22 protein-coding genes are annotated in these 25,816 nt (G+C 64.0%); 13 read left to right on the forward strand and 9 right to left on the reverse strand.

Features of this window, described 5'->3' with window-relative positions; translation table 11 throughout:
- Positions 1-68 precede the first annotated feature (68 nt).
- From IAE38_RS05210 to rarD, 4 genes are all read left to right on the forward strand, one after another.
- Complete coding sequence (locus IAE38_RS05210) at positions 69-800, forward strand: ComF family protein (protein ID WP_201162118.1); 732 nt, start codon at positions 69-71, stop codon at positions 798-800.
- Between the two features lie 17 nt (positions 801-817).
- On the forward strand, positions 818-1,582 hold the full coding sequence (locus IAE38_RS05215; protein WP_201216360.1) for a TOBE domain-containing protein: 765 nt from the start codon (positions 818-820) through the stop codon (positions 1,580-1,582).
- Positions 1,583-1,684: 102 nt separating this feature from the next.
- Positions 1,685-2,659, forward strand: a complete 975-nt coding sequence (locus IAE38_RS05220) for a serine/threonine protein kinase (RefSeq protein WP_201216362.1) — start codon at positions 1,685-1,687, stop codon at positions 2,657-2,659.
- Positions 2,660-2,722: 63 nt separating this feature from the next.
- Complete coding sequence (gene rarD / locus IAE38_RS05225; protein WP_201216364.1) at positions 2,723-3,610, forward strand: EamA family transporter RarD; 888 nt, start codon at positions 2,723-2,725, stop codon at positions 3,608-3,610.
- 241 nt (positions 3,611-3,851) lie between these two features.
- Here rarD and IAE38_RS05230 read toward each other — a convergent pair whose 3' ends face one another.
- A complete protein-coding gene (locus IAE38_RS05230; protein WP_060482897.1) occupies positions 3,852-4,370 on the reverse strand; it encodes a glycine cleavage system protein R in 519 nt (172 codons plus the stop codon).
- A gap of 446 nt (positions 4,371-4,816) precedes the next feature.
- Here IAE38_RS05230 and IAE38_RS05235 point away from each other — a divergent pair, with 446 nt between their 5' ends.
- Entirely contained in the window at positions 4,817-6,997 is a 2,181-nt protein-coding gene (locus IAE38_RS05235) for a malate synthase G (RefSeq protein WP_201216367.1), read from the forward strand.
- A 32-nt stretch (positions 6,998-7,029) separates the two neighbouring features.
- Here IAE38_RS05235 and IAE38_RS05240 read toward each other — a convergent pair whose 3' ends face one another.
- Positions 7,030-7,482: a response regulator gene (locus tag IAE38_RS05240; protein WP_028633664.1), complete on the reverse strand. Its 453-nt coding sequence runs from the start codon at positions 7,480-7,482 to the stop codon at positions 7,030-7,032.
- Positions 7,483-7,695: 213 nt separating this feature from the next.
- On the opposite strand from IAE38_RS05240, the gene IAE38_RS05245 reads away from it, so the two are divergent.
- From IAE38_RS05245 to IAE38_RS05280, 8 genes are all read left to right on the forward strand, one after another.
- Entirely contained in the window at positions 7,696-9,633 is a 1,938-nt protein-coding gene (locus IAE38_RS05245) for a DUF294 nucleotidyltransferase-like domain-containing protein (protein WP_201216374.1), read from the forward strand.
- A complete protein-coding gene (locus IAE38_RS05250; protein WP_201216377.1) occupies positions 9,630-10,343 on the forward strand; it encodes a 3'-5' exonuclease in 714 nt (237 codons plus the stop codon). Before IAE38_RS05245 ends, IAE38_RS05250 begins: the two co-directional genes overlap by 4 nt.
- 299 nt (positions 10,344-10,642) lie before the next feature.
- Positions 10,643-11,158 carry an RNA polymerase sigma factor gene (locus IAE38_RS05255; RefSeq protein ID WP_201213127.1) on the forward strand — a complete coding sequence of 172 codons (516 nt, stop codon included), beginning with the start codon at positions 10,643-10,645 and terminating at the stop codon, positions 11,156-11,158.
- A complete protein-coding gene (locus tag IAE38_RS05260; protein ID WP_201216379.1) occupies positions 11,155-12,111 on the forward strand; it encodes a FecR domain-containing protein in 957 nt (318 codons plus the stop codon). The genes IAE38_RS05255 and IAE38_RS05260 overlap by 4 nt, the downstream gene beginning before the upstream one ends.
- Positions 12,112-12,219: 108 nt before the next feature.
- Positions 12,220-14,652, forward strand: coding sequence for a TonB-dependent siderophore receptor (locus IAE38_RS05265; RefSeq protein ID WP_201216381.1), 2,433 nt, complete (start codon positions 12,220-12,222; stop codon positions 14,650-14,652).
- A gap of 56 nt (positions 14,653-14,708) precedes the next feature.
- On the forward strand, positions 14,709-15,821 hold the full coding sequence (locus tag IAE38_RS05270) for a PepSY-associated TM helix domain-containing protein (protein WP_201162139.1): 1,113 nt from the start codon (positions 14,709-14,711) through the stop codon (positions 15,819-15,821).
- Positions 15,818-15,994: a hypothetical protein gene (locus IAE38_RS05275; protein WP_201162141.1), complete on the forward strand. Its 177-nt coding sequence runs from the start codon at positions 15,818-15,820 to the stop codon at positions 15,992-15,994. The genes IAE38_RS05270 and IAE38_RS05275 overlap by 4 nt, the downstream gene beginning before the upstream one ends.
- Before the next feature lie 70 nt (positions 15,995-16,064).
- Positions 16,065-18,860 carry a dermonecrotic toxin domain-containing protein gene (locus IAE38_RS05280; protein ID WP_201216383.1) on the forward strand — a complete coding sequence of 932 codons (2,796 nt, stop codon included), beginning with the start codon at positions 16,065-16,067 and terminating at the stop codon, positions 18,858-18,860.
- Here IAE38_RS05280 and IAE38_RS05285 read toward each other — a convergent pair.
- From IAE38_RS05285 to waaF, 7 genes are read right to left on the reverse strand one after another with little or no spacing between them, the layout of a single operon-like run.
- Complete coding sequence (locus tag IAE38_RS05285) at positions 18,833-20,275, reverse strand: lipopolysaccharide kinase InaA family protein (protein ID WP_201162145.1); 1,443 nt, start codon at positions 20,273-20,275, stop codon at positions 18,833-18,835. The two genes, IAE38_RS05280 and IAE38_RS05285, sit on opposite strands and share 28 nt — an antisense overlap.
- Positions 20,275-21,027 carry a lipopolysaccharide kinase InaA family protein gene (locus IAE38_RS05290; RefSeq protein WP_028635259.1) on the reverse strand — a complete coding sequence of 251 codons (753 nt, stop codon included), beginning with the start codon at positions 21,025-21,027 and terminating at the stop codon, positions 20,275-20,277. The genes IAE38_RS05285 and IAE38_RS05290 overlap by 1 nt, the downstream gene beginning before the upstream one ends.
- Positions 21,024-21,758: a lipopolysaccharide kinase InaA family protein gene (locus tag IAE38_RS05295; RefSeq protein ID WP_028635260.1), complete on the reverse strand. Its 735-nt coding sequence runs from the start codon at positions 21,756-21,758 to the stop codon at positions 21,024-21,026. The genes IAE38_RS05290 and IAE38_RS05295 overlap by 4 nt, the downstream gene beginning before the upstream one ends.
- Positions 21,758-22,564: a lipopolysaccharide core heptose(I) kinase RfaP gene (gene rfaP, locus IAE38_RS05300; RefSeq protein ID WP_201216386.1), complete on the reverse strand. Its 807-nt coding sequence runs from the start codon at positions 22,562-22,564 to the stop codon at positions 21,758-21,760. The genes IAE38_RS05295 and rfaP overlap by 1 nt, the downstream gene beginning before the upstream one ends.
- Positions 22,561-23,685 (reverse strand): glycosyltransferase family 4 protein, encoded by a 1,125-nt coding sequence (locus tag IAE38_RS05305; RefSeq protein ID WP_201216388.1) that lies wholly within the window; start codon positions 23,683-23,685, stop codon positions 22,561-22,563. The genes rfaP and IAE38_RS05305 overlap by 4 nt, the downstream gene beginning before the upstream one ends.
- The gene (gene waaC / locus IAE38_RS05310) at positions 23,685-24,743 is read right to left on the reverse strand and encodes a lipopolysaccharide heptosyltransferase I (protein ID WP_201216390.1); all 1,059 of its coding nucleotides are present in this window, start codon (positions 24,741-24,743) and stop codon (positions 23,685-23,687) included. The genes IAE38_RS05305 and waaC overlap by 1 nt, the downstream gene beginning before the upstream one ends.
- A complete protein-coding gene (gene waaF / locus IAE38_RS05315) occupies positions 24,744-25,793 on the reverse strand; it encodes a lipopolysaccharide heptosyltransferase II (protein ID WP_201216392.1) in 1,050 nt (349 codons plus the stop codon). It lies immediately after the preceding gene.
- Positions 25,794-25,816 lie beyond the last annotated feature (23 nt).

The raw sequence follows: 25,816 nt of genomic DNA on the forward strand, positions 1-25,816 counted from the left end.
GTAGCTGGTGCCGGGACAAGAACGCCCGCCAGCGGATCACGGATAGCTCGCATAGTCATGGAAGGCCTATGAACTGTCAACCACGCATCAGAAGACTGGTTTACAAGTGGTTATTTAATAATCAAACATGCCTGCTGTGCGATGGCCCGGCGCGGCAGGCTTATCCGCTGTGCATGGCGTGTGAGCAACAGCTGCCCTGGCTGGGGGACCACTGCCTGCGCTGCGCGCTGCCGTTGCCCATGGCCGGCATGACCTGCGGCCAGTGCAGCCGTCGGCCCCCTGCCTTCGATCAGGTCGTAGCGCCTTGGGCCTTCGGCTTTCCGATCGACACCCTGATCAGCCGCTTCAAGCACAACCGCCAGTGGCCCATGGGGCGCCTGATGGCCGAGCAGCTGGGGCAGGCTCTGCTGCATCAGTTTGCAGAGGGGCTGCCGCGCCCACACCTGTTGCTGCCAGTGCCCCTGGCCAGGCGCCGGCTGCGTGAGCGAGGTTTCAACCAGGCGGCGATGCTGGCGCGTTGGCTGTCGGCGCAGCTGTCGGTGCGCTTCGACGAGCGCTTGCTTACCCGCAGCCGTCACACCCCCGCCCAGCAGCAGCTGGACGCCAAGGCCAGGTGGCGCAATCTGCGCCAGGTGTTCTGCCTGTCGGGTGAGGTGCGGGGCTTGCATGTGGCAATCATCGATGACGTGATGACCACCGGGGCCACCGCCCAGGCCATTGCCCAGGTGTTGCGCAAGGCCGGCGCGCAGCGTGTCGATGTATATTGCCTGGCACGCACCCCAAAACCTGGGTATGCATGATCAACCGTGGACCGCCCATGCCCCTGCCAACATCTCTCACCCAGCATATTGCCCATCGCCCGCAGCGTATCGCGCTGCTGCAGCATGTTGCCGAACAGGGCTCCATCACCCGCGCCGCCAAGGCGGCCGGCATCAGCTACAAGGCCGCCTGGGACGCCATCGACGAGCTCAACAACCTGGCCAGCAGGCCGTTGGTGGAGCGCAGTACCGGCGGCCGCGGCGGGGGCGGTGCCAGGTTGTCTGCAGAAGGCGAGCGGGTACTGCGCCTGTACCAACGGCTGCAGGCGCTGCAAACACAAATACTCGAGGCCGCTGAAGAATCCAGCGACCTCGGCCTGCTTGGCCGCCTGATGTTGCGCACCAGTGCGCGCAACCAGTTACAGGGCCAGGTCAGCGGGTTGCGCCGGGAGGGCCGACACGACCGGGTCAGCCTGGCCTTGGGCGGGGGGCTGGAAATCGACGCACTCATTACCCATGACAGCACTGAGCGGCTGGAGTTGACGCTGGGAGCGGTGGTGGTAGCACTGCTGAAGGCTGGCTGGGTGAAGCTGCTGGCGCAGGCGCAAGAAGCGGAGCCTGGCAGCAATTGCTTGAACGCCACCGTGGAAGAAGTACTGACAGAAGGTGACGGGCCCAGCGAGGTCCGGCTGGCACTGGGAAATGGGCAAACGCTGTGTGCCATTGCCGAGGCTGACTGGTTGGCCGAGCAGCAGGTGCAGGCTGGCAGCGCGGTTCGGGTGCAGTTTCACCCGTCCTATGTGTTGATCGGGATTGCGGCATAGCTGGGCCGGCCTTGTCCAACCTGTGGGCGCAGGTTCAGCCGCGAACAGGCCGGCACCCGTAGAACGCGTTACCATGCCGTATCGTTCACCCCCGGAGTCACCATGTCTCACCCCTTCGCTACCCTGACACCCGACCTGGTGCTGGACGCCGTCGAAAGCCTCGGCTTTCTGAGCGACGCCCGCGTGCTGGCACTCAACAGCTACGAGAACCGCGTGTATCAGGTGGGCATCGAAGGTGAACAACCTCTGATCGCCAAGTTCTACCGCCCCGGGCGCTGGAGCAATGAGGCCATCCTCGAAGAACATGGCTTCACTGCGGAGCTTGCCGAACATGAGGTGCCGGTCGTGGCGCCACTTCAGCACGCAGGCCGTACGCTGTTCGAACACCAGGGTTTTCGCTTTGCCCTGTTCCCGCGCCGCGGTGGTCATGCGCCAGAGCCGGGCAACGCGGACCAGCTTTACCGCTTGGGCCAATTGCTGGGGCGGCTGCATGCGGTCAGCGCCACCAGACCCTTCGAACACCGCGAGGCGCTGGCTGTGGACAACTTCGGCCATGCCTCGCTCGAAACCCTGCTGCAAGGCGGTTTTGTCCCGAAAGAGCTGCTACCCGCCTTCGAGTCCGTGGCCCGTGACTTGCTCAAGCGGGTCGAAGACATCTATGCCCGCACCTCGCACTCGCTCATTCGCCTGCACGGCGACCTGCACCCCGGCAACCTGATGCACCGGGACGAGGTGTACCACGTGGTCGACCTGGACGACTGCCGCATGGGGCCGGCGGTGCAGGACCTGTGGATGATGTTGGCGGGCAGCCGTGAGGAACGTCTGGGGCAACTGGCCGAACTCATCGATGGCTACAACGAATTCCATGACTTCGCGCCGCGCGAACTGGCACTGATCGAACCCTTGCGGGCGCTGCGCCAGCTGCACTACAGCGCCTGGCTGGCACGGCGCTGGGATGACCCGGCGTTCCCGCTCAGCTTCCCCTGGTTCGGCCAGCCCAGGTATTGGGGTGACCAGATACTCGCGCTGCGCGAACAGATGGCAGCGCTGGATGAAGCCCCTCTTAAATTGTTCTAGAAGCAGGGCCTGGGCTGTCTACAATACGCACTGTTTTATTAGTGACCTGAGCAAGGACTCTGCATGCACGCTGCAAACCCGCGTCGCGGGTATCTGTTGGGCCTCAGTGCCTACATCATCTGGGGCCTGTTCCCCCTCTACTTCAAGGCCATCCAGAGCGTGCCGGCGGTGGAGATCATCGTCCACCGGGTGCTCTGGTCCGCCCTGTTCGGCTCGTTGCTTCTGCTGGTATGGAAGCACCCAGGCTGGTGGCAAGCGCTGCGGCAAAACCCACGCAGGCTTGCCATTCTGGCCTTGAGTGGCACGTTGATCGCGGCCAACTGGCTGACCTATGTGTGGTCGGTTAACAACGGCCGCATGCTCGAGGCCAGCCTGGGCTACTACATCAACCCGTTGATCAATGTGCTGCTGGGCATGCTCATTCTAGGCGAGCGTTTGCGGCGCCTGCAGTGGCTGGCCGTGGCCATGGCAGCATTGGGCGTGGCACAGCAGGTGTGGCAAGTAGGCAGCCTGCCCTGGGTGTCGCTGGCGCTGGCACTCACGTTCGGCTTCTATGGGCTCATCCGCAAACAGGCACCCGTTGCGGCCCTGCCTGGGCTTGTGGTGGAGACCTGGATGCTGGTACCACTGGCCCTGGGCTGGCTGCTGATGCACCCCACCGCGATGAGCGCGCAAGGTACGTTCTACACCAGCTCCGAAGCCTTGTGGCTGATGGCAGCCGGCCCGGTTACGCTGGTGCCCCTGTTGTGCTTCAACGCCGCTGCACGGCACCTGCCCTACACTACCCTGGGCTTCCTGCAATACCTGGCGCCCACCCTGGTGCTGCTGCAGGCAGTGCTGCTGTTCAACGAGCAGTTGTCATCCAGCACACTGGTGGCGTTCATGTTCATCTGGGCAGGCCTGGCGATTTACAGCGTTGATGCCTGGTGGAATCTGCGCAAGCGCAGCTGATCAAAAAACGACCTGATCTCTGCAGGCCAAGCCCAGCAAGGCCTGCAGAGACATCTCCAGAGGTTATCCACACCCTCGTCCCCGCCGTTTGTGCACAACCCGTCAGTTACTGAGCGTTTTTTGACCAAACCTCTAGAAGGCTTGCAGCAGCTGGGCTGGAGGCGAATAGCCCCAGGTTATCCACAGGGCCTTCCCCGTTAAACCGGGATAACCCCAGACGCTGATCGTGCATGCCTGCGTATCAATCCTGCGCACGGAGCTCCAGCTCGACCATCAGATCATCCGCCAGGCTCTCCAGGCGCTGTTGCAATGCATCAAGTGGCACATCCAGTGGCAGCGCCAGCAGCGCATTGGCATGGAACAGCGGCTCACTGCTCATGGGCGCCGGCCGCACCTCGGTGGTGAAGCGCTCCACGTTGACCTTCAACTCGGCCAGCAGGCGGGTAATGTCGCGCACAATCCCTGGCCGATCATTGCCCACCAACTCCATGGCAATAGGTTTGGACGAACTGGCAGCATCGGCGCCGCTCTGCGCGATCAGCACCCGTATGCCATGGCTCGTAAGCCCCTCCAGGCCCTGCACCAGCGCTTCATAGTGATCTGCAGGCACGGCGACACGCAGAATGCCGGCAAACTGCCCAGCCATGCGCGACATGCTGCTTTCCAACCAGTTGCCACGGTGGTCGGCAATGCATTGGGCAATGCGCTCCACCTGCCCGGCCTTGTCGGGAGCAATTACAGTGAGTACAAGATGGTCCACGCGTCGTTCCTCATGTCAGTCTGCGCAAGGCGGCTGGAAACCCGCACCGGTTCAGTATAGGCAAGGCGCGGCAACCTGCCGCAGGGCAATCCTGGATACAAATCGTGTACTGTTTTTAGATTTATCTGGAACAATCACACGTTTTCTTGCGAACATACCGCTTCCCAACGTGACCCTGCGCGACCAATGGGTCGCACAAAGGCGCTTTTAGTCTGATGTTGCCCCGTGTGCTGCTTCATGTAGTATCCCGTGGCGCGGACTACAAAACGTCGTGTGGATGTCTGCCGAGGCGCCTGTGAAGCAGGCACGTTGCCTGCCGTTCGTTAGGGCAGGCCGCACCCAGCCGTGTTCGGGCCCGCCCGGGCGCATGCACTGGTGCTGTGCTTAATGAAGCGCTACAGGCTTAATACAGAAGAGCGAAATAGCTGAGCAGAGTGAGGCAAGCAATGACTGGATACGTTCAAGTCGGTGGCCTTCAGGTCGCCAAGGTCCTGCACGACTTCGTGAACAACGAAGCCATTCCCGGGACCGGCATCGTCGCCGAGCAATTCTGGGCAGGTGCAGAAAAGATCATCAATGACCTCGCTCCAAAGAACAAAGCCCTGCTCGCCAAGCGCGACGAGCTGCAAGCCAAGATCGACGCCTGGCACCAGGCGCGCACAGGCCAGGCCCACGACGCCGCAGCCTATAAGGCCTTCCTGCAAGAAATCGGTTACCTGCTGCCACAAGCCGACGATTTCCAGGCCACTACACAGAACGTGGACGAAGAAATCGCCCATATGGCCGGGCCACAACTGGTGGTGCCAGTCATGAACGCCCGCTTCGCCCTGAACGCCGCCAACGCCCGTTGGGGGTCGCTGTACGATGCGCTCTATGGCACAGATGCCATCAGTGAAGCAGGCGGCGCTGAAAAGGGTCAGGGCTACAACAAGGTGCGCGGCGACAAGGTCATCGCCTTCGCGCGGGCCTTCCTGGACGAAGCAGCGCCACTGGCGGCCGGCTCACACGTAGAGTCCACCGCCTACCGTATCGAGGCCGGCAAGTTGGTAGTCGCCTTGAAAGGCGGCAGCAACAGCGGCCTGCGCAACGACGCACAACTGGTCGGCTTCCATGGCGACGCCGCCGCCCCCACTGCCGTGCTGCTCAAGCACAACGGCCTGCATTTCGAAATCCAGATCGACGCCAGCACGCCGGTTGGCAGCACCGATGCGGCCGGTGTCAAAGACATCCTGATGGAATCGGCACTGACCACCATCATGGACTGCGAAGACTCGGTCGCCGCCGTGGACGCCGATGACAAAGTCATCGTCTACCGCAATTGGCTGGGCCTGATGAAAGGTGACCTGGCCGAAAGCGTCAGCAAGGGTGGCAAAACCTTCACCCGCACCATGAACCCGGACCGCGAGTACGCAACCCCCAACGGCGGCAGCGTGACCCTGCATGGCCGTTCGCTGTTGTTCGTGCGCAACGTGGGCCACCTGATGACCAACCCGGCCATCCTCGACGCCCAGGGCAACGAGGTGCCAGAGGGCATTCAGGACGGTCTGTTCACCAACCTGATGGCGCTGCACAACCTCAATGGCAGCAGCAGCCGCAAGAACACCCGTACCGGCAGCGTGTACATCGTCAAACCGAAGATGCACGGCCCTGAAGAAGTCGCCTTCGCCGCCGAAATCTTCAGCCAGGTCGAAGACCTGCTGGGCATGCCGCGCAACACCGTCAAGGTCGGCATCATGGACGAAGAGCGCCGCACCACGGTCAACCTCAAGTCGTGCATCAAGGCCGCTGCCGAGCGTGTGGTGTTCATCAACACCGGCTTCCTCGACCGCACCGGCGATGAGATCCACACCTCGATGGAGGCCGGCGCAGTAGTGCGCAAGGGCGCCATGAAGAACGAGAAATGGATCGGCGCCTACGAGAACAACAACGTTGACGTGGGCCTGGCCACCGGCCTGCAAGGGCGCGCGCAAATTGGCAAAGGCATGTGGGCCATGCCCGACCTGATGGCCGCCATGCTCGAGCAGAAAATCGCCCACCCACTGGCCGGCGCCAACACCGCCTGGGTGCCCTCGCCTACCGCTGCCACCCTGCACGCCCTGCACTACCACAAGGTGGACGTGCAGGCCCGCCAGCGCGAACTGGCCTCGCGCACCCCGGCTTCGGTTGACGATATCCTGGCCATCCCGCTGGCCGCAGACACCAACTGGTCGGCCGAGGAAATCCGCAACGAGCTGGACAACAATGCCCAAGGCATTCTTGGCTACGTGGTTCGCTGGATCGACCAGGGCGTGGGTTGCTCGAAAGTGCCGGACATCAACAACGTCGGCCTGATGGAAGACCGCGCCACCCTGCGCATTTCTGCCCAGTTGCTGGCCAACTGGCTACGCCATGGCGTGGTCAGCCAGGCGCAGGTGCTGGAAAGCCTCAAGCGCATGGCCGTGGTCGTCGACAAGCAAAACGCCAACGACCCGCTGTACCGGCCAATGGCGCCCAACTTCGACGACAACGTGGCGTTCCAGGCTGCCGTGGAGCTGGTAGTAGAAGGGGGCAAGCAGCCCAACGGCTATACCGAGCCGGTGCTGCACCGCCGTCGCCGTGAGTTCAAGGCCCGTAATGGCCTCAATTGAGTGCTTGGGGGCTGCTTTGCAGCCCCCATTTTCTACTGAAGCTTAAGCTCCCGCCTCACCAACTCCAGCAGCTTGTCCAGGTCCACCGGCTTCAGCAGAAAGTCCACGACCCCCAGGTGCATCACATCCACCGCTTCTTTGACGTCGGTATCGCCCGATACCACGATGATCGACAGCGAAGCCCGCCCAGAGTCCGGGATCATGCGCACTTTGCGGATCAGCTCCAGGCCATCTTCGGGCTGCATGCGCAGGTCTGTGATCATCAGGGCGATGCGCGGCTCCCAGTGCAGCTTCCATAGCGCCTCCTTGGCACCGTCGGCGGTCATGCAATCGATACCGCGGCTTTTCAGGAAATAACCCAAGGCCTCACTGTTGACGGGGTTGTCATCGACGACCAGCACCACAGGCCGCAACGGCGGGGGTGATGTCACGGCTGCCAATGCCTCGCGCTCCGCGTCGCTCAGGATATCGGTATGCTCGGTCATGGTCGTCTCGTCAAAAAATTTTCGCTTCAGTGGTAAGACCGCAGAACATTCGCCACCCGTTTGGCCTTTCGTCGGATCTTTGACAGGGGCAGCCCATAGACTTACGTCCAATGGGCACCATCGCCCTGCGGCCCGACCATGGAGACTGAAAACAACAAAGCCGGCACCTATATATAGATATATATAGTTCGGCGTAGCGATACGGTCAGGTCGATGAGCAAAAAGGACGCCTACAACCAGGCGGGCAGAACGGCGGTGTTGCAGAACATTCAGGGCACCTTGCAGTTCTTGCAGCGCTTCGCACCGTTCAACCAGATGGAACACAGCCATCTGGCCTATCTGGTGGAACAGTGCCAGCTGCGCTTCTATGCCAGCGGCGAGAGCATCATCAAACCCGCCGACGGCCCGGTGGAGCACTTCTACATCGTCAAACAAGGGCGCGTGGTCGGTGAGCGGCAGCACCGGGTGAAACCTGGCGTCGAAACCACCTTCGAGATCACCAGCGGCGAATGCTTCCCACTGGCGGCCCTGCTGGGCGAACGGGCCACCCGTACCGAACACCTGGCCGGTGATGACACCTTCTGCCTGCAACTGAACAAGGCAGCGTTCATCCGCGTGTTTTCGATGTCCGGGGTATTCCGCGATTTTGCCTTGCGTGGGGTCAGCAGCCTGCTCGACCAGGTCAACCAGCAAGTGCGCCAGCGTGCCGTGGAAACCTTGGGTACTCAGTATTCACTGAACACCCCGCTGGGCGAGCTCGCCATGCGCCACCCGGTGGTATGCAGCCCCGATACCCCGCTGCGCGAGGCCGTGCAGCTGATGCACGAACAGCAGGTGGGCAGCATCGTGGTGGTGGACGAGCAGCGTTACCCAACCGGCATCTTCACCCTGCGCGACCTGCGCCAGGTGGTGGCGGCGGCCGATGCCGACCTGAACGCGCCGATCGAGCGCAACATGACCGCCAAGCCGTTCTATCTGAGCCCACAGGCCAGCGCCTTCGACGCCGCCATGGCCATGACCGAGCGGCATATCGCCCATGTGTGCCTGGTGCACAACCAGCGGCTGTGTGGTGTGGTGTCGGAGCGTGACCTGTTCTCGCTGCAACGGGTCGACCTGGTGCACCTGGCCCGCACCATTCGCCATGCCCCGCGCCTGGAAAGCCTGGTTTCGCTGCGTGGCGAAATCAGCCAGTTGGTGGAGCGCATGCTGGCACACGGCGCCTCGTCCACCCAGATTACCCAGATCATCACCCTGCTCAACGACCATACCGTGTGCCGGGTGATCGAGCTGGCACTGGCCGAGCGTGGCGACCCCGGGGTCGCCTTCAGCTGGCTGTGCTTTGGCAGCGAGGGCCGCCGCGAGCAGACACTGCATACCGACCAGGACAACGGCATCCTGTTCGAAGCCACCGACAGTGCCGCCGCCGACGCCATCCGTGCCCGCCTGCTGCCATTGGCGCAGTACATCAACCAGTGCCTGGCCCAGTGCGGTTTCACCCTGTGCAAAGGCAACGTAATGGCCGGCAACCCCGAATTGTGCCTGTCACGTAGCGAATGGGCACGGCGCTTTGCGGGGTTCGTGCGTGAGGCCAGCCCGGAGAACCTGCTGGGCTCAAGCATCTATTTCGACCTGCGCGTGGTGTGGGGCGACGAACAGGGCTGCGAGCAACTGCGCCAGGGCTTGCTGGAGCAGGTGGCCGACAACCGCATCTTCCAGCGCATGCTGGCAGACAATGCACTTCGCCAGCGCCCGCCCGTTGGCCGTTTGCGTGATTTCGTGCTGACCCGCCAGGGCAACGACAAGGCCGCCACCCTCGACCTCAAGGTGCAGGGTCTCACCCCCTTCGTCGACGGTGCCCGGCTGCTGGCGCTGGCCAATGGCGTGGGGGCGTGCAATACCCTCGAGCGGATTCGCCAACTGGTGGCCAAGGGCATTATCGAGCCACTGGACGGCGCGGCCTATGAAGAGGCCTACCACTTCATCCAGCAAACCCGCATGCAGCAACACCAGCGGCAGGCGCGAGACAACCTGGCGTACTCCAACCGCCTGGACCCGGACAGCCTGAACCACTTGGACCGGCGCATTTTGCGCGAGTCCCTGCGCCAGGCCCAGCGCCTGCAAAGCAGCCTGGCGTTGCGGTACCAGCTGTGAGCCTGTTTACCTGGCTCCGACCCAGTGCGGCACCGCAACTGCACCCCCTGGCCAGCCAGCGCCTGGCCCGGCTGCCCAAGCCTGCGGCCCTGGGGGTATGCACCCTGCGTGAGCAGCGCTGGGTGGTGCTGGACCTGGAAACCAGCGGCCTGAATACCCACCGCGACCAAGTGCTGTCGATTGGTGCGGTTGCCATCGAAGACGGCGCGCTGGACTTCGCGCAGCAGTTCGAGCGCACCCTGCACCGGCCCGAGCAGAAGACCAACGCCAGCGTGCTGATCCATGGCCTGGGGCCCGATGCCCTCGCCGCAGGTTGCGACCCGGCGGAAGCCTTGCTCGACCTGCTGGAATTTATCGGCGACAGCCCGGTGCTGGCGTTTCATGCCCCCTTCGACCAGCGCATGCTGGCGCGAGCGCTCAAACAGAGCTTGGGCCACCGCCTGCAGGTGCCCTTCATGGACGTGGCAGAAATTGCCCCGATGCTTAACCCTGACACGGTGCTGCGCGAGGCCGGGCTGGACGACTGGGTAGCGCGCTTTGGCCTGCAGGTGCAGGAGCGCCATCATGCCAGTGCCGACGCCCAGGTGACGGCGGAGCTGGCCCTGATCCTGTTCAGCCAGGCCAGGCGCCAGCAACTGGACAGCCCACTACAGCTGGAACAACGGCTGCGTGGCTGGCGCCGGCGCACTACCCATACCCACGGTATATAGCGCCTGCGAATCACGACAGACGGCACCGTAGCAGGGTCCTGGGGAGTAACTGTCTTCCACAAGGTCTCAAAGTTGACGCAATCACTGTGTGAGCAACTGTCTGCCACAAGATCTCAAAGCTGGCGCAATCACTGTGGGAGCGGGTTGATGTGGCCTGCTTGCGAAATAAATCAATTGCGCGGCATCGCAGACCTAAAGCTGGGTACCCGATGACCGTCCATTGCACATCCCCCCGCGCCTCTGTAACAATCGCGAATAGTTATCGTTAGTTAGTGCATACGTTCCAGGGGGGACGCTGCTTGCCTGCTCAGAGCCCACACGCCGATCTGGTCGGTGCGTTGTACCGCGACCATCGCGGCTGGCTGCTCGCCTGGCTGCAACGCAGCATGGCCTGCCGCCAACGTGCCGAAGACCTCAGCCAGGACACTTTCGTGCGCCTGCTCGGCCGTGAGCAGCTGCAAACCCCGCGCGAGCCTAGGGCGTTCTTGGCTGCGGTGGCCAAGGGCCTGATGTTCGATCACTTCCGCCGCGCTGCCCTGGAGCAAGCCTACCTGGCCGAGCTTGCGCAGCTGCCCCCTGCCGAACATCCCTCGCCCCAGGTGCAGCACCTCATCCTCGAAGACCTCAAAGCCATCGACCGCCTGCTGGGCAAGCTGTCCAGCAAGGCCCGCACCGCCTTCCTGCACAACCGCCTCGACGGCATGGGCCACGCCGAAATCGCCGAACGCCTCGGGGTATCGGTATCCCGGGTGCGCCAGTACATCGCCCAGGGCATGCGCCAGTGCTACGTGGCCCTGTATGGGGAACCCACGTGAACAACGCACCGGTATCGGCCAAGGTGCTGGAGGCCGCCATCGCCTGGAAGCTCAGCCTGGACGACATTGGCACAGCCCCGGATGAGCGCAGTGCCTTCATGCGCTGGCACGCCGCTAGCGATGAACATGCCCGTGCCTGGCGCCAGCTTGCGGCCCTGGATACCCGCGTCAGCGCGGCCGCAGGCCCGGCACGCCAGGCCCTGCTGCAATCACGGGCAGGTTTGCGCCAGCGTGTCAGCAAGCTTGGCGGGGGGGTGGCAGGCCTGTTCCTGCTCGGTTCCTTGCTGGCGTGGGTGGGCGCGCCCTCGCTGGCGCCGAGCTACTGGCTGGCAGACCAACGCACCGCCACCGGCGAGTTGCGTACCCTGCGCCTGGAAGACGGCACCATGCTCAGCCTCAATACCCACACCGCCGTGGATATCAATTACCAGGGCCAGCAGCGGGTAATCGTGCTGCATCAGGGTGAAATCTCCATCGAGACCGGCCATGAAGACCCGCGCCCACTGCTGGTACGCACCGATGACGGCCGCCTGCGGCCACTGGGCACGCGTTTTCTGGTACGCCGGGAGGCCGAAGGCACGCGCCTGGAGGTGTTGCAGGCCTCGGTAGGCGCCCGGCCCTCCAACAGCGGCGATGAGCAGGTGCTGAGCGAGGGCCAGCAGGTGCTGATGAACGCCAATGGCCTGGGCCAGATCGGCGCCGTGGCGCCCGGCGCAGATGCTTGGACCCGCGGCATGCTGGTGGTGGAAGACATGCGCCTGGCCGACTTGTTGGCCACCCTGGGGCGGTACCGCAGCGGCTACCTGGGCGTGGACGACAAGGTCGCCGACCTGCGGGTAAGCGGCAGCTTCCCGCTGGCCGATACTGACCTGGCGCTGGAGTCACTGGTACCCGCGCTACCGGTCAAAATCGAGCGACATACCCATTGGTGGGTCAACGTCACACCCCGGTAAGTTGGCCAGGCATTGCACCGGCCCATTATTTTTTGCCCTACCCCTGTCACTTTTCAAACCTCGCCCGGCAAGGAAGCAGTTAGCACTTATCCGTTTAGGAGCCGCTGCATGTCCCGAGCTGTCGATCGTATCCTGCGCCCCAGCCTGATGGCCCTGGCCATCGCCGTGAGCGCGCCCCTGGCAAGCCCCGCCTTGCTGGCCGCCGAGCAGGCCAACACCCGAGCCTACGCGCTGCCGAGCGGGCCGCTGGCCGCTACCCTGAACCAGATCGCCAGCCAGGCCGGCATCGCCCTGGCCATCGACCCGGCGCTGGTCAGCGGCCGCAGGTCGGCACCGGTCAATGGCCAGTACAACGGCCTGGGCGCCCTGCAGGCCGCGCTGCAAGGCAGCGGTCTGCAGTTGCAGCAGAGCAGCGTGGGCAGCTACAGCCTGGTAGCCGTTGCACAGGGCAGCCTGGCGCTGCCGGCCACCACCGTGGATGCCGCCAGCGTCAGCGAAAATGCCTGGGGCCCCGTGGAAGGTTACGTGGCAAAACGCACCGCGGCGGGCACCAAGACCGATACTGCGCTGGTCGAGGTGCCCCGCTCCATCTCTGTGGCCACCCGTGAGCAAATGAAAGACCGTGGCGTTCACAGCCTGGATGATGCGGTGCGTTACATGCCGGGCATCGTCTCGGCAAGCTTTGGCAGTGACACGCGCTATGACTGGATGCGCGTGCGCGGCTTCGAACCCACCCAGTTCCTCGACGGCCTGCCATTGCCCCGTGGCGTGTATGCCAACCCAAAGGCAGAGACCTGGAACCTCGACCGCCTGGCCCTGCTGCGAGGCCCGGCCTCATCACTGTATGGCCAGACCCCGCCCGGTGGCCTGCTGGACATGGTCAGCCGTCGCCCGCAGGCCGAGAGCAGTCATGAAATCGAGTTGCAGTATGGCAGCGACAACCATCGCCAGATCAACTTTGCCAGCACGGGCAAGATCGACGACCAAGGGCAATGGCTTTACGGCATCAGCGGTGTAGTTCGCGATGGCGGTACGCCCATCGATCATATCGATGACAAGCGCTACAACATTGCGCCCAGCCTCACCTGGAACATCGACGAAGACACCTCGCTGACCCTGCTCAGCCAGTTCACCCGCGACGATACCGGTGCCACCAGCCAGTTCCGGCCCGTACAAGGCACCAAGATCGACATGCCGTTCGGCAAGGTATCGCACCACAAGAACCTGGGCGACCCAGGCTACGAATACTACGACCGTACTTACTACGCGCTGGGCTATGCCTTCGAGCACCGGTTGAATGACGTGTGGCAGTTCCGCCAGAACGTGCGCTACACCAAGTCCGACCTGGCGTTCCAGACCATCACCCCCGGCAGCTACAACCGCGAAAACCCGCCTGTGAGCGACGATGGCACCGTTCGGCGAATGTCCACCAACACCGATGAAGACATCAGCCAGTTTGCGGTGGACAACAATTTCCAGGCGGACTTCAACACCGGCGCCCTCAGCCACACCCTGCTGATCGGCCTGGACCACCAGCGAATCAACACCAACTACCTGTCGATCTTCGGCTTTGACGTGCCGGACAGCAACGTCAACAACCCGGTGTATGGCTTGCCCATCACCCGCCCGCCCCGCTCCACGGCGTTCTACGACTACAACCAGAAAACCCGGCAAACCGGCGTGTACCTGCAGGATCAGATGGCACTGGACAACTGGCGCCTGACCCTGGGCGGTCGTGAAGACTGGGTGCACACGGGCACCAAATTCTTCAATAAAGACGACGCCACCCATACCCAGCGGGACAAGCAGTTCAGCGGCAACGCCGCGCTCAGCTACGTGTTCGACTCAGGCTTCGTGCCTTACCTGTCCTACGCCGAGTCCTTCCAGCCCACCCTCAACGCAACGGCATCACCTACCGAGTCGTTCAAGCCCACCGAAGGCAAGCAGTGGGAGCTGGGGGTGAAATATCAACCGCCAGGCTCCAGCACGCTGCTTTCTGCTGCTGTGTACGACCTGACCCAGAAGAACGTGTCAGTAACCAACACCGTCGGCGGCATCACCCTCACCAGCCAGACCGGTGAAGTGAAGGTACGTGGCCTGGAACTGGAAGCCGTGTCGGATGTGAGCGACAACCTGAAGGTGATCGCCACCTATACCCTGGCCAAATCTGATGTCCAGAAAGGCGACTACAAAGGTAACCGCCTGCAACTGATGCCTAACCAGCAGGCCTCGGTATGGGGCGACTACACCTGGCATGCAGGGGTACTCGATGGGTTCGGCATCGGCTTGGGCGCGCGCTACACCGGCAACACCTACGGCGACCAGGCCAACACCTACCTGGGCAAGGCGAATGCCTACACTGTGTTCGACGCCTCCGTGCATTACGACCTGGGCCGCCTTGCCAGCAGCCTCAAAGGTGCGTCGGTTGCGGTCAATGCCACCAACCTGTTCAACAAGGACTACCTGTCCACCTGCGACAGCTACTACTGCTACTACGGTGACGAACGCAGCGTGGTGGCCAGCGCTTCCTACCAGTTCTGAGTAACGGGGTGGCCGCGCTGCGGCCCCCCAGCTTGAACGCCCCAACCGGTACCCCGATGAAAAGCCCAACCATCCGCCGCTGGTCGACGGTCCATACTTACAGCAGCCTGGTCTGCACGGTGTTCCTGCTGTTGCTGGCCATTACCGGCCTGCCGCTGATCTTCCACCACGAACTGGAACACCTGCTGGGCGATGCGCCCGAGCTGCGCCAGATGGCTGCGGGTACTCCACACCTGGACCTGGAGCAGTTGGTACTCAAGGCCGAGCGGCACCGCCCGGGCGAAGTCATGCAGTACTTCGGCTTCGATGCCGACGAGCCCGACGGTGTGGTTGCCATTACCGCCGCCACGGCCGGCACCGAGCCCAATGCCTCCCACACCTTCATGCTCGACGCCCGCACCGGCGAGGCCGTGGCCATGCCCGCCGCCAACGGCGGGTTCATGATGGTCATGCTGCGCCTGCACGTGGACATGTTCGCCGGGCTGCCGGGCAAGCTGCTGCTCGCCTTCATGGGTGTGCTGTTCATCGTGGCGATCGTCTCCGGCACCGTGCTTTACGCACCATTCATGCGCCGGCTGCCCTTTGCGGCAGTGCGCCGGGACAAATCCACCCGGCTGCGCTGGCTCGACCTGCACAACCTGATTGGCATCGTCACGTTGACCTGGGCCTTGGTGGTCGGGGTAACGGGCGTGATCAGCGCGCTGTCCGACCTGGTGATCGCCGCCTGGCGCAACGACAGCCTGGTGACCATGGTGGCGCCTTACCGTGATGCCCCGCCGCTGACCGAGCGGGCGCCGGCCAGTCACCTGCTGCACATTGCCGAGCAGGCTGCACCCGGCATGCAGGCAGACTTCATCGCCTTCCCTGGGACGCGCTTTTCCAGCGAGCACCACTATGCCGTATTCATGAAGGGTGCCAGCCACCTGACGTCGCACCTGCTCACCCCGGTCCTGATCGACGCCCGCAACCTGGCGGTGACCGCCGTTGGCGAGCGCCCCTGGTACATGGATGCCATGGGGCTCTCGCAGCCGCTGCACTTCGGCGATTACGGCGGGCGGCCCATGCAGGTGCTCTGGGCGGTACTCGATACCCTGACCATCGTGGTACTGCTCAGTGGCCTGTACCTGTGGTGGGGCAAGCAGCGTAGAGCGCGGGAGCAAAAACCATGAGCCACAGCTCACGCAGTACCTGGCGTATCTTCGCCTGGCCAGGGCTGATCGCGATACTTGGCGCGGCGGGGCTGTTCGCCGCGCTGCTCGGTGACGGCGTATGGGACATGCTGGCCTGGCTGGGCCTTGGCCTGCCGGCGGTACTGGGCGCATACGGCCTTGGCAAACGTTGAGGTAGCCGGGTAACGCGCCTGAGCCTGCCAGGCCCACCAGGCTATGGCGCCACCCCACAGAGTGCCGCCCATGAGCCTGCAACAATTCATCGCCTACGACCAGCAGTTGGCCGACCTGCTCGCCCCGCTACCCCAACCCGACACCCGCTTGCCCTGGCTGGAGGCCCGCCAGCGTTATTTTGCCGACCTCGCCGCCTATTGGCTGGACACCGGCGTCACCCCCTCAACACGCCAAGCCAGGCTGGCCGCCGTGCTACGCTCCCAACTGCTGGCGCAGATCAACCTGCGCATTGGTGACCATACCCTGGGTTCGAACCACGCCGAGTTGATGAAAACCTGCATCGAGTTGCCGCTGCCGTGGCAGCGCCAGCACCTGCCCGGCCCCAGGCGGCCACAGGTTTACCGGCCCGTGCTGGATATCAGCACCCCGAACTGGCGTGGCTACCTGCCCGGCACCTTCATCATCGTCGAAGGTGGCCCTGAGGGGCGCATGCCAGACCCGGCAAAACCCAGTGAATATGCGCTGCTGTGCAGCTTGTCCCACGGCATCGAGGCCTTCGATGACCTGGCGGAGTTGCATGTGGAACTGTGCGAGCGGCTGGATGACCCACTGCAGAGCCAGCCGCTGCTGCGTCATATGCCTGATGAGGGCGAGCGCGATCGGGTGCGCAATGCCGAGCGCCTGCGGTACGAGTGGTTCAACGATGACCTGGTGCAGAACCAAACTCAGGTGCTGATTGATGGCCAGCGTGCACGCCTGACCCAGGTATGGGAGGCAGCCGTGCCAGCAGGCCAGGTCGACTGGCCCCAGCTGGCTGAGCGCCTGAAACACGCTGCCGACTTGCTACCCCTGGCCGGCAGCCAGCCCGCCCTGCATACCCGCTACGGCCTGCTGCTGGAACGCAATTCGCCGGCCTGGCTGAAGAACGCCTCGCCGCAAGCCCTCACCCACGTGATGCAGACCATGCAGGAGCTGATCATCGCCATCGACCGCGCCGCCGCACCCGGCATCCTCAGCCACGAGCAGTTTCTGGACCAGAACAGCCTGAGCGCCTGGACCCATGAGCGCCTGCGCGCGGCCCTGCGCCAGCGCCATCAGTTCGACGCAGACCCGCTCGAGCTGTATGTCAGCGTGACCATGGCCCGTCAGCGCGGCCCTGTGTTGCACCCAGGCCTTGCCACAGGCTACATACCGGCGGCAAGCCGCCCCCAGGTCGGCGACACCATCGAGCTGGTGGGCAAAACCTACCGCCTCGACCAGTTGGCAGCACTCAATGTTGCCTGGCTGGACATCGACTACTGGCTCACCGCACGCGTACACCGCAAAGACAACAGCGCCGTCCCGCAGGTTACCCCCGCACAGATCAAGCAACTGGTCCGCGACCTGAACGTGGGTGATACCTACAGCCAGTACCTGCGTGCCCACCTGCTGGACTCACCCGATGCACAGTGGCGTCAACAGCAATACATTGCGATCAGCACGGCGCGCATGCAGGCCGAGGCAGCGAAGGCCCGTTACGCCGGGCATTACCTTGAAGACGTCTTCGAACGGGGCTATGCCTGGAGCAGGGCGGTCATCGATCACCCGGACAGCGAACAGCGGCACAGTCACGGCCACCGGTTGAGTGTTCGTCAGTGCCTGATCGACAGCCACACAGTCATGGGCGTCATGTTGATCACACCTAATACCCCTGGCCTGCAGCGGTTCGTGGTGTACACCCCCGACGCACCGGACCGACGGGCCTGGCGCGAGTACCGCAACGCCCGCCACCTGCTGCGCACACTGCGCGCTCAGCCCCTGCTGCGTGACTACCTCAAGGAGCGCCTGCCACTGGCAGACCATGCACAGCTGGAACGGGGCCTGCTGAAAGGCCGCATGGGGCCAAGAACCGCCACGCCAGCCATCACTGGCGATTTTCAGCAGGCCCGCTACCTGGCCGAAGTGCGGGCAGCACTCGCCATGGTGGATGCCAGCACCAATACCAAGCTGGAGCTGATTGGCGAATTCAGCCTTCATGCCCTGTGGGTTCTGCTGGACCTGGTTAGCCTGGTACTGCCAAACCGCGCGCTGACACCACTGTCATTCGGCCGTGCGGTGATCTCTGTTCTGGACATGACCAAGGCCTACAGGCAGGAAGATCGAATGGGGGTGCTGAAGCATCTGGTAGAGGCCTTTACCCATGTCAACGACGGTATCAACAGCATCGGTGGCTCCACCGTAGTGCGCAGGGCGATAAGGGGTATGCCACCGACGCCGCCTGTGCTGTTACCGCCTGCCCTGGCCCTGCGCATAGACACCCAGAAGCTGCATTACCGGGTGGACGGTATTCACAAGGAAGGCATCTACGAACAGAAATCCCCCTATCCTGGGGTTACCCTCTACTTCATCAAGGACTCGGCAGGCCGCACGTATCAGGTCGCCTTCGACGGCTACCGCTGGCGCGTGGTCGACCCTCGCCAGCCCGACGCGTACACCAAGGTGCCGGTGAAGCGCCGCGAGGACGGTGAGTGGGTGGTGGATTCGCCCGTGCTCTGGTACGACGGCCTGCCTGACCTGCGTGCGCTGCTGGATGGCTGTCGCCTGGCCGAAGTGCCACTCGGCACCCCTGCGGGTACCCCGGGCCTGTACCTCAGCACCGGCCAGCTCTACCTGCTGGCAGGTGGGCACGCCTTGCCCGTGCGCAGGCACCTGCTGGTGGATCACTACCACCTGCAATTGGGAAGCGCCTCGGCGGCCGTCGTTCACGCCTGGGTCATCCTGCGCTGGCAGGGCCAGCAGTGGCGCATGCGGGTGCGCCAGTCCGGGCGCAGCAGCGCCTGGCTGGCGCTACCGCAGGGCTACGCGGTCAGCTTGGGCAGCAGTTGATCCAGGCGTTGGTACAGGGCACTGCTGCTGGGCCAGTTGCGCAGCAGCCGCGCACGGTCGCGGGCATAGGCCGGGGCAAAACTCAGCTGGGTCGCATGCTGGGTCATGGCATCCAGGTCGATCAGCGACCATTGGCCGCCCTGCCAGAACAGGTTATGGCCCTTGAAGTCGCCATGGCTGATGCGCTCGGCGATCAGCCGCTGCATCAGCTGTACCAGCGCCTGAACCTGCTCTTCAGGGGCCTGCCCCGTTTCAACGTGCGGTGCGAAGCAGGCGCTGAGGTCTGGCCCGTCGATGTATTCGGTCACCAGGTAGGCCGTGCTGCGCAAGCCCATTACCCGCTGCTCCAGCACCGCCAGGGGGCGCGGCGTGGCGATATCCAGAAAACGCAGGCGGTGCCCTTCGATCCATGAATGCCAGGCACGGCTCGGGCGCCAGAACCGCTTGAACCAGTGCGCGGTGTTCTTGATGTTGTAGCGTTTGAGCACCAATGGGCGGCCATTGACCTCAATGCGCGCCACACTGGCGGCGCCGCCGGTCTTGTACAGGTGCCCTTGGTCGATCAGTGCATCGGCCTGTTCAAGCACCGGCAGCATGGCCGGGGCCTCACTGCGCACCACTGCGCGCAGGCCAGCCAGGCTGCGCTGCACACTGAACAGGCTGCATTCGCGGCCGGCTTTTTCCAGGTAGTCCTTCTGCCGCCAGGCGCGCACCTTGTCTACCTGCTTCTGCAAGGCTTCCAGGGGCAGCGCATGTTCGGCATTGGCCAGCAGGTAATGCACCAACAGCTCCTCGATGAAGGGCTCCAGGCGTTTGGGCAACTGGGCAAAGAACACCCCGAGGTTTTCCAGCACCCGAGGCCGCGAGAGCTGCTGACCGGGCGTTTCGGCCTTGATGCCGGCACCGTCGATCAGGTACAGCTTGCCGCCGTGGCGCAGCAGGTTGTCCAAGTGCAGGTCCTCCTGCCACAGGCCCTGCCGGTGCATGTGTGCCACGGCGGTCAGCGCCTCGCCCAACACGGCCTGTTGTTCGTCGGCCAGTGCAGGCAGTTGTTCCACGCCAGCCCAGGCATCAGCCAGGCTCTGTGCGCCATCGAGAAATTCGAACAGCAACCAGCCGCCTTCACCTTCCACCAGGCCGTCAGCCAGCAGCTTCGGTGTCGTCAGGCCTTGCTCGGCCAGCAGTTTCACCCCTTGCAGCTCACGCTGGAACTGGCGTGCGGCGTTGCTGCCTACCAGCAGCTTGGCCAGCACCGGAATGCCCCGCCAGATACCCGCGCCTACGTAACGCTGGCCTGGCAGCACACGCAGCAGGCTCAGCAACTGCAAATCGGCACCACCGGCAGCATCTGCCAGGGTCAGGCTCAGGGGCAGCGACGGGTGGCGACCTGCCGCTTTCAGTTCAGACAGGTGCATCAGCGTGCCTCTTTGTGATGGCGGCGTTGCATCAACCGCTGCAGCCAGGTGTCGACCAGCGTGCTGCCTGCGGGCTGCGCCAGGTAGGCCGCCAGCAACGTGCGCACGTCATGCTCACCCCACACCGGCGCCCGGCGCAGCAATGGCTCCAGGTCGCGCAGGCGGTCACGCATGCCGAACAGCAACGGCCGGGTTTTTTCCAGGTCGATCAGCTGCGCGTCCCAGCCTTCCCGGCGCTGGCGCAGGAAGATGTGCTTGGGGTAAAAGCACCCATGCACCTGGCCGGCGCCGTGCAGCGTACGCGCCAACTGGCCGCACGCTATCAGCATGCCGTCGCGCGCAGCGGCGCCTAGCTGCGCCCACTGCGCCAGTTGGCTGTCGAGGTCGCTCCAGTCGTCCAGCGCACGGGTCATCAGCACCGCCCGGTGCTGGCCAGCCTGTTTGCGTTCGCCGTAGAACACCGCCTGCAGGGCCGGTATGTGCAGCTTCTGGTAACGCACGATGTTGCGAAATTCGCGGGCGAAGGTGGGTTCGCCGAACGGCCGGTGCAGGGTGCGGGTCAGGTAGTCGCTTTGCCGCTTGAGGTAGTAACCCTTGCCCTCAAGCTCCAGGCGGAACACGCTGCTCCAGCCACCACGGCCGGTATTGGGCTCGTCCACCGCATCCAGTTGCAACGCCCACAGCGCCTCGAAATCGTCCAGGCCATGGCGTTTGAGCAGCGCCCTGTCGTCGCTGGCCACGTAGTCGGTCATTCCCTTCCCTCGAAAAAGCCCAGTACCTGGCGGATACGCTTCTTGTCCCGGTCGTTCAGCCGGTTGCGCTCACGGTACTGCAGGTAGAAGCGCAGGCGCTGGGTGGCAGACAAGTGATACTTGGCTACTTTGTCCAGGCAGGCCAGGTCCTTGATCAACCGGTGACGCCACATGAAGCCCCGCCAGAAGTCGCCAGTGGGGCAGTCGATGAAGAACACCGTGCCTTGGTCGTCGACCAGCAGGTTGCGCCATTTCAGGTCGTTGTGGGCGAAGCGGTGCTCATGCATGACCCGGGTGTGGCGGGCCAGCTGGCGGCTGATATGGTCGACCCACGCGCGGTCGGCCAGGCGCGCATCATGGCGCTCGGCCAAGGCCGACAAGTCTTCGGTGTTGGGCAGCTCGCGGGTAATCATGGCACCGCGGCCAAAGGCCAGGCCGTTGCGCTCAAGCCCCCAGGCCACCACTTCGGCCGTGGGAATGCCCCACTTGTCGAACTGCTTGAGGTTCTGCCATTCGGCCTTGATACGCGGCCGGCCCAGGTAACGGCGCATGTGCTTGCCGGCACCGGTGTAGCGTTTGACGTAGTAGTTGACCCCGTCACGCTCGATCCGCACCACCTCGCTGAGCGGGTCGCGGGTAAGGCGTTCGCCCTGGATGGCAAACACCGCATCGAGGCTGCCGAAGTCCGCCGCCAGATGTTGATAACCTGGCGCCAGTGTCCAACTCGCCATCAGAGTGCATCCCCATAGCGTTGCTTACGGTCGTAGAGTTTCTGCGCCTTGCGTTCCAGCCAGGCCAGCAGCGCGGCCTCGTCCCGCAGCACCTCGCGCAACGGGCGCTGGAAGTACCCGCGCAAAAAGCGCAGCTTGTCGCGGGCGGTCAGGCCAATGTCCAAGGCCGAGAAATACAGGGCGGCCAGGTCTTTGTCGCGCCAGCGCCGGCTGATTTTCGCCCGGGTCTGCGCACGGTGCAGGTCGATCACCGACAGTTTGAAGCCATCCGCCGTCACCGGCCGGTCTGTGTGCAGCAGGAAATGGCAGATGTAGCAGTCACGGTGGTTCACCCCGGCGCGGTGCATGCCACCGGTCATCTCGGCCACCCGTGCAATCAGCGCATGCTTCAGGCGCGGCTGGGGCGGTTGCTTCACCCAGTCGAGGCTGAAGTCTTCCAGGCTGATGGTGGGCGCCAGTTCTTCGGTGATGATGAACGAGTGCTGCGTGGCCGGGTTACTGCCGCGCTCACCGTAGGCAACGGCGGTCATGGTCGGTACGCCCACTTCGTGCAGGCGCTGGATGGCTCGCCATTCCTGGCCTGCACCGAGCACCGGCAGCTTGGCCGTGAGCAGATTCTTGGCAATCTCACCCCAGCCGATGCCGCGGTGAATTTTCACGAAAAAGCCTTCGCCAGCCACCTCGGTACGCAGCGTGCGACGCCCTTCCAGCTCTCGGTACACCTCGCCTTGCAAGGCTTCCACGGCGTCGAAGGCATCACGCCCGGCCCACAGGCTCTTGAAGGGTTCGGCCAGTATCAGCGTCATACGCCCTCCTGCCCCAGGATCACGTCGGCAGCGTGCTGCGGCATGCTGTACAGGTCAGCGGTATCAGCGAAGCGCAGGCCGTTGCGCGACCAGTCGGCTCGGGCTTGCGGGTCTTCGAGCATGCGCTGCAGGTAGCCGTTGAGCTGCTCTTGTTCGAACGGCTCGTCCAGCACCAGGCCACACTCGGCTTCGGCAATGTAATGCGCGTAGCCGCACACCTTTGACACCAGCACCGGCAAGCCTGCCACCAGCGCTTCGAGCAACACCGTGCCGGTGTTCTCGTTGTAGGCCGGGTGGATCAACAGGTCGGCACCCAACAGGAAACGCGGGATGTCGCTGCGCCCTTTCAGGAACTGCACCTGGTCACCCAGGCCCAGGGTTGCGCTCTGCAGCTGGAACACCTTGGGGTCATCCTGGCCGATCACCATCAGCCGGGTGCGCTTGCGCAAGGCCGAAGGCAGCGCAGCCAGCGCCTTCAGGCTGCGGTCCACACCCTTGGTCTTGAAGCCGGAGCCAATCTGCACCAGCAGCAGTTCGTCATCTGCCAGGTTGAATTCCTTGCGGAACCCCGCGCGAATTTCGGCGGCGTTGGCCGGGGCCCGGCGGTCCTGGGAAATGCCCGGCGGCAGCAGGTGAAAACGCTCGACCGGGGTGCCGTAATGCTTGATGAACAGCGGTTGCTGCACTTCGGAGATCATCAGCACTTCGGTGCTGGCGTGCTTGTCGAACACGGCCCGCTCGTACTCGGCAAAGTGCCGGTAACGGCCCCAGCGGCGGTACAAGCCACCGCGCAGGGTCTGGGCCTTGTCTTCAAAGCAACCATCGGCGGCGTAGTAAACGTCCAGCCCCGGCATCTTGTTGAAACCGATCAGGCGGTCGACGGGGCGCTCGGCCAGGTCGGCCTGCATCCAGGCGGTGAGCTTTTCGTTGCGGCGGTGGTTGAAGATCGCCTTGACCGGCGCCACCAGCACTTCGAAACCTGCGGGGATGTCGCCCTCCCAGATCAGCGTGTACACCCGGATCTGGTGGCCGCGCCGTTGGCACTCCAGGGCGATGCGCATGAAGTCGCGCTGCAGCCCACCGAAGGGGAAGTATTTGTAAAGCACGAAAGCCAATTGCATCAACGGACATCCTCAGCCAGCAGCAGCGCGCTCAAGCGGCTCGCCACATGCTCGGGATTCAGGCGAGTGAAGCACAGCGGCCACTCGCGGTTCGGATCGTACCGGCGCAGGTCTTCGGCGCTCGGTTTATAGGTGCATTTTTTTTGCAGGCAGGGCGCGCATGGCCAGTCACTGGCCTGGTGCACCTGGGTCCGCCCGTAGGCACCGGTAAGGCCCGGGTTGGTTGGGCCAAACAGCGACAAGGTAGGCACATCGAGTGCTGCGGCCAGGTGGCCCAGGCCGGTATCGACCGCGACGCAGGCCTTGGCGGCAGCGAGCACGCGGGCCACGCCTGCCAGGTTCAACTTGGGCAGCACCTGGCAGTTGTTCAACCCCTGGGCAATACGCTCGGCCCGGGCCTTTTCCGCCGGGTTGCCCCAGGGCAGGCGCACTTCCAGCCGGCGACGGCCCATGCGCTCGGCAAGCTCGCGCCAATAGGCTTCGGGCCAATGCTTGGTGGCCCAGGTGGTGCCATGCAGAAACACCACATAGGGTGCAGCCGGTGGCAGTTGCAGGCGGTCGAGGTCCAGGCCGTATTGGCCGATCCCTTCCGGCAGGTCATAGGCCAGGGCCATGGCGAACAACTGGCGAACACGCTCCACGGCATGCTGGCCGACGGCAACCGACAGGCGCCGGTCGTAGAAGCGGCTGGCCCAGCCTTCACGGGCGGAATAGCGGTCCAGCCCGGCGATGGGCGCCTTGACGTAGCGGGTAAGCCAGGCCGACTTGACCAGGCCCTGGGCATCGATCACCAGGTCGTACTTGCGCGCGCGCAGGCGCTGCTTGAACGCCTTCCATTCGCCGCTGCGCAGCGTCTGCCACAGGTTCTTGCGCCAACGGCGGATCGCCACCGGGATTACCTGGTCCACGGCCGGGTGCCAGCTGGGGATTTCGGCAAAGCCTTCTTCCACCACCCAGTCGAAACGGATGCCGGGTATGGCGTGGGCCGCATCGGTAAGTGCCGGCAGGGTGTGGATCACATCACCCAGCGACGAAGTCTTGATGATCAGCACCCGCACTTATTCGACCTCGACCACAGCATCGATCAGCCCCGGGCCACTCAGGCTGTGCAAGGCCGCGATGACGCTGCCTGGCTGCAGCAGGCGCAGGCAGTTGTAGTGGCCAAACCGGCAGGTGCGGTCGAAACACGGGCTGCACTCGATGCCGGTGCGCACCACTTCCACCTGTTCGGCCAGCGGCGGTGTGAAGCCAGGCGATGTCGAACCGTACACGGCCACCAGCGGGCGGTTGAGGGCAGCTGCCACGTGCATCAGGCCAGAGTCGTTGGACACCACGGCCTGGGCACAGGACATCAGGTCGATGGCTTCGGCCAGGGAGGTTTCGCCGGCCAGGTTGGACGACTCTTCACGCAAGCCAGGGATTAGCCGATCACGGATCTGCTCACCCACCGGGTGGTCGTTTTTCGAGCCGAACAGCCATACCTGCCAGCCCTGGCGGATCATCGCGTCGGCGACTGCAGCGTAATGCTCGGCAGGCCAGCGTTTGGCCTCGCCAAACTCGGCACCTGGGCACAGTGCGAGCACCGGGCGGTCCAGCTCCAGCCCGAACTTGGCCAGGGCAGCGTCGCGGCTCTGGGCTTCGATCTGCAAGCTGGGGCGCGGGTAGGGTTGCGGCAGCGCTGCCCCCGGCGCGTAGGCCAGGGCCATGAAACGCTCGATCATCAGCGGGTAGCGGGCCTTGTCCAGCTTGCGCACATCATTCAGCAGGCCAAAGCGCATCTCGCCGCGCCAGCCGGTGCGCTTGGGGATACCGGCAAAGAACGGCACCAGCGCCGACTTGAGCGAATTAGGCAACAGGATGGCCTGGTCGTACTGACCGGCCAACGACTTGCCAATGCGCCGGCGGGTGGCCAGCTCCAGCGCACCATGGCCAAGCGGGAAGCTAAGCGCCTGCCGCACCTCAGGCATGCGCTCGAGGATAGGCCGGCTCCACTCGGGGGCGAGCACATCGATCATGCAGTCGGGGTGCTGCTGTTTCAGGCACTGGAACAGGGTCTGCGCCATTACCATGTCGCCGACCCAGCTGGGGCCAATGATCAGTATTCTCATGCTTAGTCCAGAAACACTCGGGG

The organism is Pseudomonas sp. S32 (assembly GCF_016648095.1).
Taxonomy (GTDB): Bacteria; Pseudomonadota; Gammaproteobacteria; order Pseudomonadales; family Pseudomonadaceae; genus Aquipseudomonas; species Aquipseudomonas parafulva.

Excerpts from the sequence above, each read along its gene's own strand:
- IAE38_RS05235 (WP_201216367.1), top strand. The coding sequence starts at position 4,817 with ATGACTGGATACGTTCAAGTCGGTGGCCTTCAGGTCGCCAAGGTCCTG.
- IAE38_RS05305 (WP_201216388.1), bottom strand. The coding sequence starts at position 23,685 with ATGCAATTGGCTTTCGTGCTTTACAAATACTTCCCCTTCGGTGGGCTG.
- IAE38_RS05275 (WP_201162141.1), top strand. The coding sequence starts at position 15,818 with ATGAGCCACAGCTCACGCAGTACCTGGCGTATCTTCGCCTGGCCAGGG.
- IAE38_RS05245 (WP_201216374.1), top strand. The coding sequence starts at position 7,696 with ATGAGCAAAAAGGACGCCTACAACCAGGCGGGCAGAACGGCGGTGTTG.
- rfaP (WP_201216386.1), bottom strand. The coding sequence starts at position 22,564 with ATGACGCTGATACTGGCCGAACCCTTCAAGAGCCTGTGGGCCGGGCGT.
- IAE38_RS05265 (WP_201216381.1), top strand. The coding sequence starts at position 12,220 with ATGTCCCGAGCTGTCGATCGTATCCTGCGCCCCAGCCTGATGGCCCTG.
- IAE38_RS05240 (WP_028633664.1), bottom strand. The coding sequence starts at position 7,482 with ATGACCGAGCATACCGATATCCTGAGCGACGCGGAGCGCGAGGCATTG.
- IAE38_RS05285 (WP_201162145.1), bottom strand. The coding sequence starts at position 20,275 with ATGCACCTGTCTGAACTGAAAGCGGCAGGTCGCCACCCGTCGCTGCCC.
- IAE38_RS05215 (WP_201216360.1), top strand. The coding sequence starts at position 818 with ATGCCCCTGCCAACATCTCTCACCCAGCATATTGCCCATCGCCCGCAG.
- IAE38_RS05210 (WP_201162118.1), top strand. The coding sequence starts at position 69 with ATGAACTGTCAACCACGCATCAGAAGACTGGTTTACAAGTGGTTATTT.
- IAE38_RS05280 (WP_201216383.1), top strand. The coding sequence starts at position 16,065 with ATGAGCCTGCAACAATTCATCGCCTACGACCAGCAGTTGGCCGACCTG.
- IAE38_RS05295 (WP_028635260.1), bottom strand. The coding sequence starts at position 21,758 with ATGGCGAGTTGGACACTGGCGCCAGGTTATCAACATCTGGCGGCGGAC.
- waaF (WP_201216392.1), bottom strand. The coding sequence starts at position 25,793 with ATGAGAATACTGATCATTGGCCCCAGCTGGGTCGGCGACATGGTAATG.
- IAE38_RS05290 (WP_028635259.1), bottom strand. The coding sequence starts at position 21,027 with ATGACCGACTACGTGGCCAGCGACGACAGGGCGCTGCTCAAACGCCAT.
- IAE38_RS05270 (WP_201162139.1), top strand. The coding sequence starts at position 14,709 with ATGAAAAGCCCAACCATCCGCCGCTGGTCGACGGTCCATACTTACAGC.
- rarD (WP_201216364.1), top strand. The coding sequence starts at position 2,723 with ATGCACGCTGCAAACCCGCGTCGCGGGTATCTGTTGGGCCTCAGTGCC.
- IAE38_RS05220 (WP_201216362.1), top strand. The coding sequence starts at position 1,685 with ATGTCTCACCCCTTCGCTACCCTGACACCCGACCTGGTGCTGGACGCC.